The organism is Rothia sp. (in: high G+C Gram-positive bacteria), assembly GCF_015265375.1.
Classification (GTDB): Bacteria; Actinomycetota; Actinomycetes; order Actinomycetales; family Micrococcaceae; genus Rothia.
On record NZ_JABZXW010000009.1, the window covers coordinates 28,763 to 44,181 of the forward strand.

At 60.7% G+C, this 15,419-nt stretch carries 12 protein-coding genes, 1 tRNA gene and 1 pseudogene; all 14 read right to left on the reverse strand.

What is annotated here, in order from left to right; all coding sequences use genetic code 11:
* Positions 1-52: 52 nt before the first annotated feature.
* A complete protein-coding gene (locus HXO69_RS02515; protein WP_296545124.1) occupies positions 53-325 on the reverse strand; it encodes a hypothetical protein in 273 nt (90 codons plus the stop codon).
* Positions 326-368: 43 nt separating this feature from the next.
* The gene (locus HXO69_RS02520) at positions 369-1,391 is read right to left on the reverse strand and encodes a polysaccharide deacetylase family protein (protein WP_296545126.1); all 1,023 of its coding nucleotides are present in this window, start codon (positions 1,389-1,391) and stop codon (positions 369-371) included.
* Between the two features lie 303 nt (positions 1,392-1,694).
* Entirely contained in the window at positions 1,695-3,071 is a 1,377-nt protein-coding gene (locus tag HXO69_RS02525) for a glutaminase (protein WP_296545128.1), read from the reverse strand.
* 257 nt (positions 3,072-3,328) lie between these two features.
* Positions 3,329-4,291, reverse strand: a complete 963-nt coding sequence (locus tag HXO69_RS02530; RefSeq protein WP_296545130.1) for a cation diffusion facilitator family transporter — start codon at positions 4,289-4,291, stop codon at positions 3,329-3,331.
* A 112-nt stretch (positions 4,292-4,403) separates the two neighbouring features.
* Positions 4,404-4,476, reverse strand: a tRNA-Ala gene (locus HXO69_RS02535).
* Between the two features lie 209 nt (positions 4,477-4,685).
* Positions 4,686-5,123 (reverse strand): ribosome silencing factor, encoded by a 438-nt coding sequence (rsfS, locus tag HXO69_RS02540; RefSeq protein WP_044142238.1) that lies wholly within the window; start codon positions 5,121-5,123, stop codon positions 4,686-4,688.
* Positions 5,124-5,187: 64 nt separating this feature from the next.
* Entirely contained in the window at positions 5,188-6,255 is a 1,068-nt protein-coding gene (locus tag HXO69_RS02545; RefSeq protein WP_296545132.1) for a sulfite reductase subunit alpha, read from the reverse strand.
* On the reverse strand, positions 6,248-6,997 hold the full coding sequence (gene nadD / locus HXO69_RS02550) for a nicotinate-nucleotide adenylyltransferase (RefSeq protein ID WP_070819561.1): 750 nt from the start codon (positions 6,995-6,997) through the stop codon (positions 6,248-6,250). Before nadD ends, HXO69_RS02545 begins: the two co-directional genes overlap by 8 nt.
* Positions 6,998-7,382: 385 nt before the next feature.
* Positions 7,383-8,990: a GTPase ObgE gene (gene obgE, locus HXO69_RS02555; protein WP_070615851.1), complete on the reverse strand. Its 1,608-nt coding sequence runs from the start codon at positions 8,988-8,990 to the stop codon at positions 7,383-7,385.
* A gap of 193 nt (positions 8,991-9,183) precedes the next feature.
* A complete protein-coding gene (gene rpmA / locus HXO69_RS02560) occupies positions 9,184-9,441 on the reverse strand; it encodes a 50S ribosomal protein L27 (RefSeq protein ID WP_005505766.1) in 258 nt (85 codons plus the stop codon).
* A gap of 40 nt (positions 9,442-9,481) precedes the next feature.
* Entirely contained in the window at positions 9,482-9,793 is a 312-nt protein-coding gene (rplU, locus tag HXO69_RS02565; RefSeq protein WP_005505764.1) for a 50S ribosomal protein L21, read from the reverse strand.
* Positions 9,794-10,289: 496 nt separating this feature from the next.
* On the reverse strand, positions 10,290-14,084 hold the full coding sequence (locus HXO69_RS02570) for an Rne/Rng family ribonuclease (RefSeq protein WP_296545133.1): 3,795 nt from the start codon (positions 14,082-14,084) through the stop codon (positions 10,290-10,292).
* Positions 14,085-14,651: 567 nt separating this feature from the next.
* Positions 14,652-14,891 (reverse strand): hypothetical protein, encoded by a 240-nt coding sequence (locus HXO69_RS02575; RefSeq protein WP_012903409.1) that lies wholly within the window; start codon positions 14,889-14,891, stop codon positions 14,652-14,654.
* A 294-nt stretch (positions 14,892-15,185) separates the two neighbouring features.
* Positions 15,186-15,419 (reverse strand): annotated as a pseudogene (locus HXO69_RS02580) (vitamin K epoxide reductase); the annotation flags it as partial.

Here is a 15,419-nt window from a genome sequence, read left to right on the forward strand (position 1 = left end):
GACAAGGGGGCTCCGTCGTATCAGCCTAGTTCTGTCAGCTCAGCCGGTGAGGTTAGCGCGGCTGGTAGGCGCGGGCACGCTCAGCGCGAGCACGGCGCGCCTCCGCATCCTGCAGGACCGGCACCAGCATACGCACCACCTGCTCCATGCCATGCAGCACCATCTTCACCCACAGGGTCACCGACCACGCCGTCGCCAGGCGCGGGTGGCGGGTACGCATCCAACGCACACCCTGAAAAGAGACCGTGTAATACAGCAAAAACAGCAGTGCCTCACGGAAGCGGTGCACCTGCCGAAGGAGAGGGTTCTGAGGAAGCTTCGTCATGCCTCCCAGTATACCCACCAGACCCCGCCGGGACTCCCCCGCGCTACCCGTAATAGTCGCGAATCGTCACCGTCTTCAACCCACGCCGATCCAACAACGCCCGAATACGGTCCAGCTCAGACACCACACCCCGATAATTCAAATGCCCAATCACAATATGCTGAGCCAACGCATACTTCTCCGCATAGGCATACACCTCAGCCGAAGAAATATTAGACGAATCCGCCAACGACCCGAACCACAACACCGGGCGCGTAAAACCACACGACGCCGCAGCCGCCAACACGCGCGCATCATAATACCCGTACGGCGGGCGGAAATACGGCTTCGACGACACCCCAAACAGCCGCCTAATCTCCTCATCATTACGGGTCAGCTCCTGAACAATCTGCTCATCCGTCAGGCTCGTCAACGCCGCATGACTATACGTATGGTTCGCAATCTGCAGCTGGCCGCTCTTCACCAGCGGCAACAACAGGTCACGATGCTGCTTAAACGCCGGGTACTGGCCGTTAATAAAGAAGGTCAGGCGCGTACCGGTACGGTGTGCAAACTCCGCGTAGGCGCGCACCACCTCCGGGTCGGCGCCGTCATCGACCGTCCACGCAATGTACTTACCCTCACCGGGCAGGCCGGTCTGCGGGCCGTCCCAGGCGCGAGCCGCAGGGACCGGGTTCGAGGAGGTTGCAGTCGCAGAAGCGGTCTTAGACGCCGCGGCGGTCGGGGATGCAGAACCCGATGCGGAGCCAGTTGCAGATGGGGAGGGGGTGGCCGACGAGCTTGCCGAGGCGCTACCAGATGCGCTGCCGGACGGGGTGTTCGACGGGGTGATGCTAGCTGCCCCGTGAGCATCATCAGCCGCGGACGGGGTACAGCCGGTCAAGCCAAGACCCAGCACACCGAAACCCACCGCGCCCAGACCAAAGGTACCAACGTGGCGCAAGAGTTCCCGTCGACCCATGGAGGCACGGGCAGAAGCACCCGATACTGCTGGGGTAGCGGCGGGGTCAGCGATAGCGGATTGACGAGGAGCGATAGGTGTTTCTGAGTGTGGAACAGTGTTCATATTACGAGTGTATGATGAGACCGCCGTTAGATATCGAAAAATTCAAAATATTACTTAATGATTAACAACGCTGCCAAGAACGAACCTTTACGCGTTTTCCTACCGGTTCCTCACCAGAGACCACACTCGACACGCTACAGATTCCAGCGCCGCACGGTAGGAACCCTAGCCACAGCACAGCAGTGCCCCTCCCCCAGAACGCGTTCATAACGCGCCCGGGAAAGGGGCCTCAATCTATAAAGTTCACGAAACCGTGGAGCCAAGTACTCGGCTAGAAACCAACTCGGATTCAGGCTCTACCGGCTACTCCGCCTCAGCGGGCTCCGACACTTTCAGCGCTTCCAGCGCTGCCGCCTCCGCAGCCTCTTCAGCGTCAGCCTCAGCCACGCGCTCAGCATCCGACTCGGCAGAAGTCACCGCCGCCGGGTTCGTCAGAATCTTCACACCCATGCTGCGCAGCGCATCCGTGTTCGTGATCGTCTCGTCATTATCAATCAGGTACACCTTGTACCCGTCATTCCGCAGACGACGCATCAGCTCCAGGAGCATGCTCTGAGCGACCTCATCCACCGCGTACACGCGCGTCACATCCAGGGCGACCTTCGAGCCCTCCATCGGGGCTTCCACAATCTCACGGATCACGCGCTCCACACCCGCAAAACGGATGCGGCCCTGCAGCTGAATCAGGCGCATCGAATCCTCGCCCGAACCAATCAGGTAGTTCGCGCGCAACGCCGAACGAGCCACAGTCGGCACGTTCATCACGTGCATGCCCATGTCGTCAGAGAACTGTTCGAACAGCTCCACACCGCGCACGCTGTTGCCGTGACCGTCCAGACGCGGGGAGAACGTCGCCACGCCCAGCTGGCCGGGCACCGCACCAATAATGCCGCCGCCCACGCCGCTCTTCGCCGGAACGCCCACCTGGGTCGCCCAGTCACCCGCCGAGTTATACATGCCGCACGTGAACATGACGCTCAGCACCTGACGCACCACAGTCTTAGGAACCACCTGCTCACCCGTCACCGGATGCACACCGTAGTTCGCCAGAGTCGCCGCCATCAGCGCCAAATCCTTGACCGTCACCATCAGCGAGCACTGGCGGGTATAGCCCTGCACCGCCACGGTCGGGTCACCAGTCAGGATGCCGTGGCCGCGCAGCATGTGCGCAATCGCGTAGTTGCGGTGCGCGTGCTCCAGCTCAGACTCGTACACGCGCTCATTCACCGACAGGCGGCGGCCCGCAAACGCAGACAGACCAGAAATGACGCGCTCCATGCGCTCGCCCTGAGTCGCACCGGGAGGGCCCACCAGCGAATGGGTGGTAATTGCGCCCGCGTTAATCATCGGGTTCAGCGGCTTACCGGAGCCATCCTCCAGGGACAGCTCATTGAACGGCTCACCGGAAGGCTCCACGCCCACCTTCGCAAGCACATCATCATAGCCGCGATCCGCGAGCGCCAGAGCGTACACGAACGGCTTAGAAATCGACTGAATCGTGAACTCCACATCGGAGTCACCGGCGGCGTACTGCTCACCATCAACCATGGCGATAGACGCGGCGAGCTTGTCCGGGTCCACGGCGGCAAGTTCCGGAATGTAGTTTGCCAGCTCACCGGAGGTATCAGAAGCGACCGACTCGAGGGTCTCGGTCAGGTAAGTGGCAATAGGTGAATGCATAGTGTTCCGTATCTGCTGCTAATCGTGGTTGTTCTCGTCAAAAATCTATGGATGCGCCCGCCGGCTGTTCCGTTTCAGCTCGGCTTGTGCGGCACCCCTTCGTGAGGCCGTGGAGCCTGTCAAAGGATGTGGGTGAGGAGCACCTTTTGCTCCCTAATGAGTGTATCTTTTGCATAGTTGAGCCACCAAATATAACGGTCACTTCTCCCCCGCCATTCCGGCACGCAGAAATCATACACGCAAGGTTTTCAAGTGGCTTAGGGGTGGCGAATCGAAGCCGACTCACGACCACCCAACTCGGCAGTCTCCAGCTGGAAAGTCGAGTGCTCCACCGACACCTCAAAATGGCTCGCCACGCACGAACGGATACGGTCCAAAATCTCCACTGCAGACCCATCATGGAAGCACGAATCGGCAACCACCACGTGCGCGGTCACCACCGGCAGACCGGTCGCCACCATCGAGGCGTGCACATCGTGCACCTCCACAACGCCGTCAACGCGCAGCATGTGCTCACGCATCGCGTCCAGGTCCAGGCCGTCCGGGGTAAACTCCATGAGCACCGCCGTGGTCTGCTTCATCAAACGTACTGCACGCGGCACAATCAGCGCCGCAATGAATAGACCCGCCAGGGCGTCCGCCTGGTAGAAGCCGGTCAGCCAAATCACGATAGCCGCCACAATCACGCCCAGCGAGCCCAGGGCGTCATTGAGCACCTCCAGGAACGCGGCACGCATATTGAAGTTCGCGTTCCTCGCCGTAGCCAGCACCGCAATGCCAATAACGTTTGCGACCAGGCCGACCACACCAAAGATCAGCAGTTCGGTGCCGGGCACCTCCGGCGGGGCGAACAGGCGATGTACGCCCTCCACCGCCGTGTAGATACCCACCGCCAGCAGTAGCACCGACTGCCCGAGGGCGGCAAGCACCTCAATGCGGCGAAAACCCCACGTGCGGCGCGAGGTCGCCGGGCGCGTCATCAACGAAGCCGCCGTCAGCGCAACCAGCAGACCGGAGGCATCCGTAACAGCGTGCGCCGTATCAGTGAGCAGCGCGAGACTTCCTGTGACCAGCGAACCGATCGCCTGCGCCAACACAATAACGACCGCCAGACTGAACGCAATCAGCAGACGCGGACGCATCGAAGCGGCGTCCTCCGGGCTCGGGGCATGCGAATGGTCATGATGCCCGCCGTGGCCGTGATGTTCGTGCGCTCCCATGTGCTTCTCCTCAACTATGAACTGCGTTGTTGACTATCGAGAGTTATCAGTGGATAGCAAAATCGCCCGATTCACAAGAACCGGGCGACAAGCTCCTCAACCGAGGAAAACGTGGAGATAAGGGGACTCGAACCCCTGACCCCCTGCATGCCATGCAGGTGCGCTACCAGCTGCGCCATATCCCCATATTTTGTTAGTAACCTCAACGAGGCAACATGAATATATTACACACACCCCAGCGAGTGATGCAAACCCGCACGCCCCAAAACCAAAAAAGTTACCGGAGGCTCAGGCTGCTCAGCAAGAATCAGGCAACTCAGCAAGAAGGGCGAACCCCACCGCGCCACAACAGCGCCAGCAGGATTCGCCCCTCCCCTAAAAATCAAGCGAAAGCTTACGCCTCGTCCTGAGCGGGAATGATGCGTGCAGCATCCTCCTCAGTCTCACCCTCGATGTCGAAGGGAGCCTCGTTCTCAACGCCCAGCTCAATACGCGGAGCCTCAGCCCACAGACGATCCAGAGCGTAGAACTCGCGGTCCTCCTCGTGCTGAACGTGAACCACGATATCGCCGAAGTCCAGCAGAATCCAACGACCCGAGGAACGACCCTCACGGCGAACCGGCTTCAGGTCAGCCTGCTCACGCAGAGCGTCCTCAACCTCATCCGCGACAGCGTTCACGAGGCGCTCATTGTGGGCAGAAACCACCAGGAAGCCATCAATCAGACCCATCGCATCGGATGCATCCACAGCGAACAGGTTAGTTCCCTGCTTCTCCTCCGCAGCGCGGGCGGCAATGCGCAGAGCCTCAACCGAGGACTGTGCAGCAGTCATATTTTCCTTTCTTGCCGGCAGAACCCCACCGGCAGCACCCGCCAAGAGGGTGCATGCTCACGGCCTACTTAGGGCCAAAAATCATAATCAAGCCGACAACGACCAGGGCGAGCAGCAGAACAATCCACAGCCACGCCAGGGAGGTCTTCTGCGCGGGCTTCAGAACCTCTTCAGCCTTCTCAACAGCGCTCTCAGAAGTAGAGTCCTTGGAAGCCTCAGCGGAAGGCACCGGAGCAGACTTGGAATCAGAAGCCTTAGAAGCAGCAGCCTTAGACTCGGCGTCCTTCGCAGCTTCCTCAGACTCTTCGGCTTCCTCGGTGGCCTCTTCAACCAGAGCAGCAGACTCTTCGGGATCCTGACGATCCACCATGCGCTGCAGCAGCTCCTCAACCTCATCCGGGCTCAGAGCAACAGTCGGGTCGCCGTCCACCGAATCTACGGTGTCACCGGCAGAAGAGCTATCCAGCACGCTCAAGTCAAGACCCTGCGCGTTCACGGCGCTCACGCGGGTGGGCAGCTCGTCAGCAGACTCTTCAACCTCGACAGCCTCAACGGTCTCTTCCTCAACGGAAGCAGCCTCGGTCTCCTCGACCTCAGCGACGGAGCTGTCCAGCTCCTCAACCTTCGGCTCATCGCGCACCAGGTACTGGTGCAGCTTGGGCTCCGGCTCCTCCTCCTTGACCACGGCAATCACCGGGATCGAAGAAGTCATCGGATTATCCACCGCAGAGGGGCTGGTCGCATCCACACGGTTCTGCGCAATCTCCTCAGGGCGCAGAACACGCAGGCTACTGGTCAGAGGAGCAGGCTCGTGCAGCTTCTCCTCATCGTTCGCCTCAGTCTCAATCTTGCCCTGAGCCGCCAACGCCGCAAAACGACGCTGCACAGCCAGAACCTGCGGGTCAATAGCACCCGCATGAATCACGGAGCCCATGTTCGCAACAGGCTTCGCGGGCTCACCGCGGCGGGCTGCACGCAGGTACTCGGCAACTTCTTCACGGTAGCGGGCAAGACGACGCGGACCCATCACCTTAGTAGGCGGCGGCACCTCAATGCCGTCCTCGGTCACGTACGTCTCGTAGAGGTACGCTTCGTCCTCGCTATAGGGCTTCGAACCCGTAGCTTCACTCATGTGTTCCCTCATTATTCGTCGATTGGGGTGCCTGCCCAGACTCATCTTTCACGTGGGGCAAGCCGTCACGGTACGCCGTCAAGGCGTCCTTCTTGTACAGGCCGTACTTAGCAATGTACTGCACCACACCATCGGGCACCAGGTACCAGATGGGGGCGTCTGCAGCTGCGCGGCGACGAATATCGGTCGAAGAAATCGCCATCGCAGGAATCTTCAGGGTCGTAATATGACGACCCTCTGCCAGAGGCGGATCCAGCTCATGATCGGGGCGGGTCACGCCCACAAAAGTCGCCAAATCCCACAGCTTATGGGCATTGCGCCAGGTCATAATCTGGCTAATCGCGTCCGCGCCGGTAATGAAGAACAGGTCAGCATCCGGGCGCAGGGCGCGCAACTCGTTAAGCGTATCAAAGGTGTAGGTGGCGCCGCCACGGTCAATATCAATACGGCTCACCGTAAAACGCGGGTTCGACGCGGTCGCAATCACCGTCATCAGGTAGCGATGCTCAGCGTCACTCACGTGCCGCTCCCCCACCTTCTGCCAGGGCTGACCGGTCGGAACGAACACGACCTCGTCCAGGTCGAACACGGCGGCAACTTCACTAGCTGCCACCAGGTGTCCGTGGTGAATCGGGTCGAAGGTTCCACCCATCACGCCCAGACGCACCCGACCGGGAGTGCGCGGGGGAATCGACTCGGTGCTCGGAGCACCAAAATCAAGGTGAACAGGCTGGTCAGTCACAAATGCCGTCCTTGCTGGGGACAGAGACCGCACCACGGCAGCTAAAAAGCCACTACAGGCGCGGATGCGGGCAGGTACACAGAAGGTACGCAACACCGAAAAAGGTGCCCGCGTACATTCCCCTCTATGCTACCTGCTTACGGTCAAAAACACCGAAATGACGGGGGTGAGCTAAGCCGCCAGTGGAATACCCAGCCAGCCCGCCCGACCGCAGGCTCACCCGCATGTTCCGCCGCGCAAAACCAGCGCAAGAGGCTGCGTAAGATGTCGTGCAAGAGGCTGCGCAGAAAACAAAAGAAAGCACCGCGCACCGGAGCGAACCCCGGCACGCGGCGCCAATACCTACCGACCAAGCATCAGCCAGGCAACAGCTAACGCTCAGCTATTAGTCATCAACGTTCGGCATGTCGATATTCTCGTCGACCTTGCCTTCCTTCAGCTTCTTGCGGTACTCGACCGACTCGGTCCACACGCCTGCAACACGCTCGGACTCCAGCTCGGCACGAGCCTCCGCCTTCGCGTCCATACGCTCCTTGTACTCCACACGCTTCTGCGCACGAGTCGGGCGAATAATCTCTTCCAGACGAGCGTCCGTACCACGCGGGGAGGACAGCAGCTCGGCGCCACCGACCATGGTCGGCTCCCAATCGAAGATCACCGAGTTGTCGTTCTCGCCAATCACCACGGCGTCACCGGCACGAGCACCAGCCTTGAACAGCTCATCCTCAACACCCAGGCGCGCCAGGCGGTCCGCCAGGTAGCCGACAGCCTCATCATTATTGAAGTCAGTCTGCTGAATCCAACGCTCAGGCTTCTCACCAATCACGCGGAACAGCGGCTCAAGGTTACGCTCCTCGCGGCGAATAGTGAACTCCTGCTTCTTCTTACCGCGGAAACCCTTCGGGCGAACCACAGGAGCCTCAACAACCACGCGCTCCGCTTCCTTCTCGGCAGCGGCACGAGCCACGCGGTCCTCCTCCACAAGCTTTGCCATCGCAAAGATCAGGGACTTCAGACCCTCATGGGAAGCAGTCGAAATCTCGAAGACCTTGAAGCCCATCTCCTCAAACTCGGGGCGAACAAACTCAGCCAGCTCACGAGCCTCAGGAACGTCAATCTTATTGAGCACCACAATCTGCGGACGCTCATGCAGCGGCACGGTCACACCCGCAGTCGGGTCAACCTCATAGTTCTGCAGCTCGCCGCGGATCACCTCAAAGTCACTGATCGGGTCGCGGCCCGGCTCCAAAGTAGCGCAGTCAATCACATGCACAAGAGCCGAAGAACGCTCCACATGGCGCAGGAAGCGGTGACCCAGACCGCGGCCCTCCGAAGCGCCCTCAATCAGACCAGGAACATCCGCAACGGTGTAGCGAACATCGCCCGCCTGCACCACACCCAGGTTCGGGATCAGGGTGGTGAACGGGTAGTCAGCAATCTTCGGACGCGCCGCAGAAATCGCAGCAATCAACGAAGACTTACCCGCCGAGGGGTAACCCACCAGAGCCACATCCGCAATGGACTTCAGCTCCAGAACAATATCAGCCTCTTCACCGGGGGTGCCCAACAGAGCAAAACCGGGAGCCTTACGCTTAGCCGAAGCCAACGCAGCGTTACCCAGACCGCCCATACCGCCACGGGCAGCAACATACTCGTCGCCCACACGCAGCAGGTCAGCCAAAACATTACCCTCGCGGTCCTTCACCACAGTACCCTGCGGCACGGTCAGGATCAGGTCCTCACCGTTGAAGCCGTGGTGCATATCGCCACGACCAATATCGCCATTCGGGGCGTGCTGATGCGGGCTGTGGTGGTACTCCAACAGGGTCGTGGTCTGGTTATCCACGCGCAGAATCACTGCGCCACCATTACCACCATTACCGCCGTTAGGGCCGCCCAGGGGCTTAAACTTTTCACGTCGCACGGAGACGCAGCCGTTACCTCCGCGACCGCCAGATACATGCAAGACCACGCGGTCCACGAACTCTGCCACGGGTTCTCCTTATCTTGAACATCTTCACTTCGCCACCGCACGGCACACACCAATCATGCTGCGGATGCGGCGGCAGGCGCGACCGGGTTGGGGTGCGCCTCATCGTGGAACCCAGCACGGGCGTCCACGGCATTCGAGGTCATAGCGAGAGGGGGTAGACTAACGCCTACCCCCTCTGCCCTAGCGGTGAGTATTACTCAGCTGCTGCCAGGATGTTAACGACCTTGCGGCCCTTGCGGGTACCGAATTCGACGGTGCCTGCTGCCAGAGCGAACAGGGTGTCGTCGCCACCGCGGCCAACGTTCAGGCCGGGGTGGAAGTGGGTGCCGCGCTGGCGAACGAGAATCTCGCCTGCGTTGACGGACTGGCCGCCGTAGCGCTTAACACCGAGGTACTGGGGGTTCGAGTCACGGCCGTTACGGGTGGAGCTTGCGCCCTTCTTGTGTGCCATTCTGTATTCCTACCTTAGGGTTGAATTCCGGTCGTCTTAATTACGCGTTGATAGCGGTAATCTTGACGGTGGTCAGCTCGGCGCGGAAGCCCTGACGCTTCTTGTAACCGGTCTTGTTCTTGTACTTCTGAATAACGATCTTCGGACCGCGCAGATCCTCAACCTTCTCAGCAACAACCTTGGCGGAAGCCAGGGACTTTGCGTCAGCGGTGACCTTGTCACCGTCGACGAGCAGCAGCACGGGCAGCTCGATGGTGCTGCCGGGCTCGCCTGCAACACGGTCAAGGGTAACGAGGTCGCCTACGGAAACCTTCTCCTGGCGGCCGCCAGCGCGTACAATCGCGTATGCCACTATGGGACTCACTTTTCTCGACAACTTGCTTCTTGGATCTCACACGAATGAGCAGCCTGCGCTTTCATTGCTGTGCGCCCTCCCCCGCCAGTCGAATAACCGCGAACAAGGAGGAACGGCCCGTGCGTTCCGACGGGATTGCCCGCCGAAGCCAACACGCGAGGCTCACCGGTGGTGTCTCTCTCCCGCACGTTCCAAACTCTGCCGAATACTCGACCGCGCCGAAGACGATGCGGGTGGGAGCGGTGTCTCCCGCTGGCCCTGCGTCGATAGGGCTTCACTGAGATAAACACCAGTCCTTAAGGATACGGCATCATCTACGCGCCGCGCAATAGATAAATTTTCGGAACACCCGAAGTCGGCACGTGATACTACTCAACCCCGGCAGATACACCGCAGATAAACCGGGCATAAAAACCCCGGCGGGGTGGATTACTCCACCCCGCCGGGGCGCAACATACACACCATCGGAATTCCGATGATCGGAAGCTAAAGACTAATCGTCCTTACCTTCACGCTTAATATCGGCAGCGGCAACGCCAATGCCGAACAAGACAGGAGCCGAAGCGTCATCAGCCACCGGAGCCACATCCGCAACAGAAGCGGAAGCAACCACGGAACCCTCAGCACGCTCGGAAGCGTCCACGGTCACGACCTGAGCACCAGCGCCAGCGCTCGAAGCCGCACGGCGAGTGCGACGCTTACGCGGGGTCGAACCGGGCACCTGAGCCGTAGGCTTCTGAGCCTCCTCAACCGGAGCCTCAGCCTCAACTGCGGCAGGAGCCGAACCGATCACACCGATCACACCGGTCACAGCCGGAGCACCAATCACGCCGGTTACCACCGGGCGAGACTCAGCCTTCGCGGACTTCTCAACTTTATCACCCTTTGCGGGTGCCTGCTCAGATGCCATGCTCTGCTCAGCAGCCTTCTCGGCGCGCTTCTCATCAGCGGCACGACGAGCACGGCGGCGGGACGCACGCGGAGTCTCGCGGACATCCTCAATGCGCAGGTCCTCACGCTCAACACGCTTGGATTCCTGAGCCTTCTCGGAGGTTGCCTCAGCATTCTGCTGCTCGCGGTCCTGACGCTTCGCTGAACGATCCTCACGGCCCGAACGGAACGACTCACCCTCGGTGCGGGCAAGACGGCCAGCCTTCTGAGAAGCACGAGCCTTCGCCTCACCGGCGCGAATCGCCTCGAAACGATCCGAGGAACGGCTGAAACGCGGGTCGAGCTCCGGGTCAACGTGGTGCTCGTCCTCCAGCGCACCCGCGCCGGAATCCTCCACAGCGGCAATATCCGCATCGGTCAGCTCGCGGCGCTGGCGGTTACGAGAAGACTTCTTCTCGCCACGCTTGGACGAACGACGCTCCTCAGAACGGTCCTCCGAACGCTCCTGGTCAGAGCCATTCGAGGAATCCTCAGCGGACTCCTCCACGCGGTCGAACGCGCTCGCCAGCTGCTCCAGGGAGAAACCGCCCTGCTCGCCAATCCAGTTGCCCTCGGTGACCTCAGCGACCTTGTCCTCACGCTGAGCAACCTCCGCGTGAGCCTGCTCGCTGGCAGCCTCGGCAATACCCTGAATCTCCTGCTCCAGAGACAGCTCAGCGGTCTCCGCGCGGCGCGAACGCTTGCGACGCTTACGCTTCTTACGGGTCGAAGTGGTCTCCTCCGAAGCCTCATCAGCCTGAGCGGATGCGGCAGCCACCGCAGCCATAGCGTTACGGCGCTCAGCCTTCTTCGACTCCAGGGCATCCTGCTTCTGCTGGTCACGCGAATCCTCGCGGGCAGCCGCACGGGCACGCTTACGGTCATTACGCTCGTGACGGTGGATGTAATCCGACGCACCACCGCTACGACCGCTCAGCGGCTGATCATGCACAATCAGACCACGACCAGCGCACTGCTCACAGGGTTCCGAGAAGACCTCAAGCAGACCGGTACCCAGACGCTTACGGGTCATCTGAACCAGACCCAGCGAGGTCACCTCAGCCACCTGGTGCTTGGTGCGGTCACGACCCAGGCACTCAATCAGGCGACGCAGAACCAGGTCACGGTTCGACTCAAGCACCATGTCAATGAAGTCAATGACGATAATGCCGCCAATATCGCGCAGACGCAGCTGACGGACAATCTCCTCAGCAGCTTCCAGGTTGTTCTTGGTGACGGTCTCTTCCAGGTTGCCGCCGCTACCGGTGAACTTACCGGTGTTCACGTCCACCACGGTCATGGCTTCGGTGCGGTCAATCACCAGCGAACCACCCGAAGGCAGGTACACCTTACGGTCCAGAGCCTTCGCCAGCTGCTCGTTGATGCGGTAGTGGTCGAAGAGGTCATCCTCGCCATCCCACTGCTGCAGGCGGGAAACCAGGTCCGGCGCCACGTAGGTCACGTACGCCTCGATGGAATCCCAGGCGTTCTCACCCTGAACAATCATCGCGGTGAAGTCCTCGTTGAAGACGTCACGTACGGTCTTAATCATCAGGTCAGGCTCCTGGTAGAGCATCTCCGGAGCCAGCACCTTGCGGGAGTTAGCCTTCTCCTGAATCTCTTCCCACTGCGCACGCAGACGGTTAATGTCGTGGGTCAGCTCCTCCTCAGAAGCACCCTCCGCCGCGGTACGAACAATCACGCCAGCGCCCTCGGGCAGCTTGTCCTTCAGAATCTTCTTCAGGCGAGCACGCTCGGTGTCGGGCAGCTTGCGGGAAATACCGGTCATCGAACCACCCGGCACGTACACCAGGAAGCGACCGGGCAGGGAAACCTGGCTGGTCAGGCGGGCGCCCTTGTGACCAATCGGATCCTTGGTGACCTGCACCAGCACCGAATCGCCGGGCTTCAGGGCGTTCTCAATCTTGCGGGGCGCACCGTCCAGACCGGTGACATCCCAGTTGACTTCGCCCGCGTACAGCACAGCGTTGCGGCCGCGTCCAATATCAACGAATGCAGCTTCCATGGACGGCAGAACGTTCTGAACCTTACCCAGGTACACGTTGCCAATCAGAGAATCCTGCTGAGTCTTAGACACGAAGTGCTCAGCCAGCACGCCGTCCTCAAGCACACCAATCTGGATGCGGCCGTCCTTCTGACGAACCAGCATCTGGCGGTCCACGGACTCGCGGCGAGCCAGGAACTCAGCCTCAGTCACGATGTGGCGGCGACGGCCCAGGGAACGGGACTCGCGGCGGCGCACACGCTTCGCCTCCAGGCGGGTAGAACCGCGCACACCGGTCACGGTGTTGGATGCGTGAGAGTCAGCCAGGCGCGGCGCACGCACCTTGGTGACGGTCTCAACGTCATCATCAACGCCGCCCTCAATCTCAATATCTTCGGTACCGCGGCGACGACGACGGCGACGGTGGCTCGTCACCTCAGCCTCAGCGGCAGCCTCCTCGCGGCGGCGCTCCATGCGCTCCTTACGCTTCTGCTCCTCAGCAGCGGCGCGGCGTGCTTCACGCTCCAGCTTGGCGGCAACAGCGAGCTCGCTCAGCTCCTCCGGCTCGGGCGCCATGAACAGCGGCATCGCACCCATGGGGGTACGCGAGCGCAGCTCCTGCAGCTTTTCGCGCTGCAGGTCGCTAATGGTCTTTACGGGTTCGGGAGCTTCTGCGGGCTCCTCAGCAGACTCTTCTGCTGCGGGCTCTGCCTCTGCGGAGTCAGCCTCGGTGTTCTCAGCCTGCTTCTCGGCAGTCTCCTCTGATTCAGCCTCAACCTCGGCTTCCGCAGCGGCCTCGCCCTCAACAAATTCAGCTTCAGCAGTCTCTTCTGCCTTTTCTGCCGTCTTACCTGCCTTGGTCACCTTCTCGACCTTGGCGATCTCTTCGACCTTGGCGGTCTTCTCCACGGTCTCGGTCTTAGCAACCTTCTCAACCTTGGCGACCTCTTCAACCTTCGCGGTCTTCTCGACGGTCTCGACCTTCGCGGTCTTCTCCTCAACAGCAGTCTCAGCCGCCTTCTTCTCAGCAGCCGCAAACAGGCTATCCAGGGTAGAAGCAACCTCGGTCTCAGACGCAGCGGGAGCGGCAACCTTCGGTGCCGGCGCGTGCTTAGCCTTCGCGTTACGCAGGTTGGTCAGGCCAGCAGCAATCGCCTCATCCAGGGGAACCTCAGGAGCCTTCTCCTTCTTCGGGCGACCCGGACGGCGGCGCTCAGTACCCTGCTGGGCATCAGAGCTCTCACGAACATTCTTACGCAGAGTTTCACGGGTCTCTGCAGAGGCGTTCTTCTCCTCCGCGAGGGCGTTCAGCGCCTCAAAAACCCCAAGTTCGACGTTCTTCTCGTCAGACATTAATCTTCTTTCGTTACACCCTGCTCCGCACCGCAAGGATTTTAACAGCGCGCATACAGCGCAAAGCCTAGTTGCTGTCACCGCGGCTCAAGCCTCACCCTACGGCACGCGTTCATCGGCGCTACCGGGCACTATCTCGTTCAGTGCTTCTGCCGTAGGGGGCGAGCGGGCGGAACGCAGAGCGCGCCGCGACGGTCACAGCCACCTCGCTCTCGAGCACGGCACGCTCACACCCTTCCTGGGTGCCCTGCCGGTCTTCGGGTTTCTTCGCCGAGGCGGGCGGCCCGCGCGGTGCGACAGTTATGCTCCGCGGCTTATAGCCGGCGCTCATCGGGTACTCTCCCTCGATGCGTTGGTGGGGATCTTCATGCGCGTGCGGGGCGCACAAGACACCGTCTTTCATTATACCCGGTAGCGGGTGCCTCTAAGCCACCCCGCCCCCCCCCAATCCGGGCATCACTTCCCAGCCGGATGCGCGGGCACTGCGGCGAGCACCATAGCGAGTACAGCAAAGCCGGGCGTGCCACTATGCACCACCCGGCTTCAAAAAGTTCTTACGAGGAGGGGCTAGTTCAGGCCCAGCTCCGCATCGCGCGCCTCACGAGCCTGCTGAGCAAGCTTCGGGTCAGTCGGCAGGTACTCCGGACCGGAACCGGTCGCAAACGGAACACCCAGAATGAAAACAAACGGAGAAACCACCAGCAGAATCACCCACAGCAGCGAGAAGTGACCGGCGGTCAGCAACAGCAGGGCAGTCAGAAAAATAACGGCAGCAGCGCCCATTGCGGCAATTCCGGCAGTCTTCACGGTTCTCCTCGAAGGGGTATCAAGAATCTAGTGTCCAGTAAAACGGCAGGCAGTCAACGCCGCAGGCAAAACCCGCGGACGGCTCCGGCTGATGCCGCTCATGAATATACCTGACCATTATACGCACCCGCGCCGCCTCCCCGCTGACTTCACGGCGGGTCACCGGCACCTCCCCCGCTACCCACCGCAATCTACCCGCCACATTCTTCCCGGCACAATCCGCCCAGCACAATCTGCCTGAGGGTACAGCAACGCCCCGGCACCAACAGGCACCGGGGCGGTACAACTCAACGCTTAGCGCATCATATTCACAATGACCTCAAAGAAGCGGATCACAATAATGCCGAAAATCAGGATCAACCACAGGCTAATCGCAAACCACGACCAGCCGCGAGCGCTCTCACGCATCGACTGCGACGCCGGAATAACCCCCACCGAAACATTGCGGACCGTGGTCTTCACAAAAAGCGTGATGGTCATAACCCACACAATCATGCAGAACAGGCACAGTGCGTTAATCTGGAACGT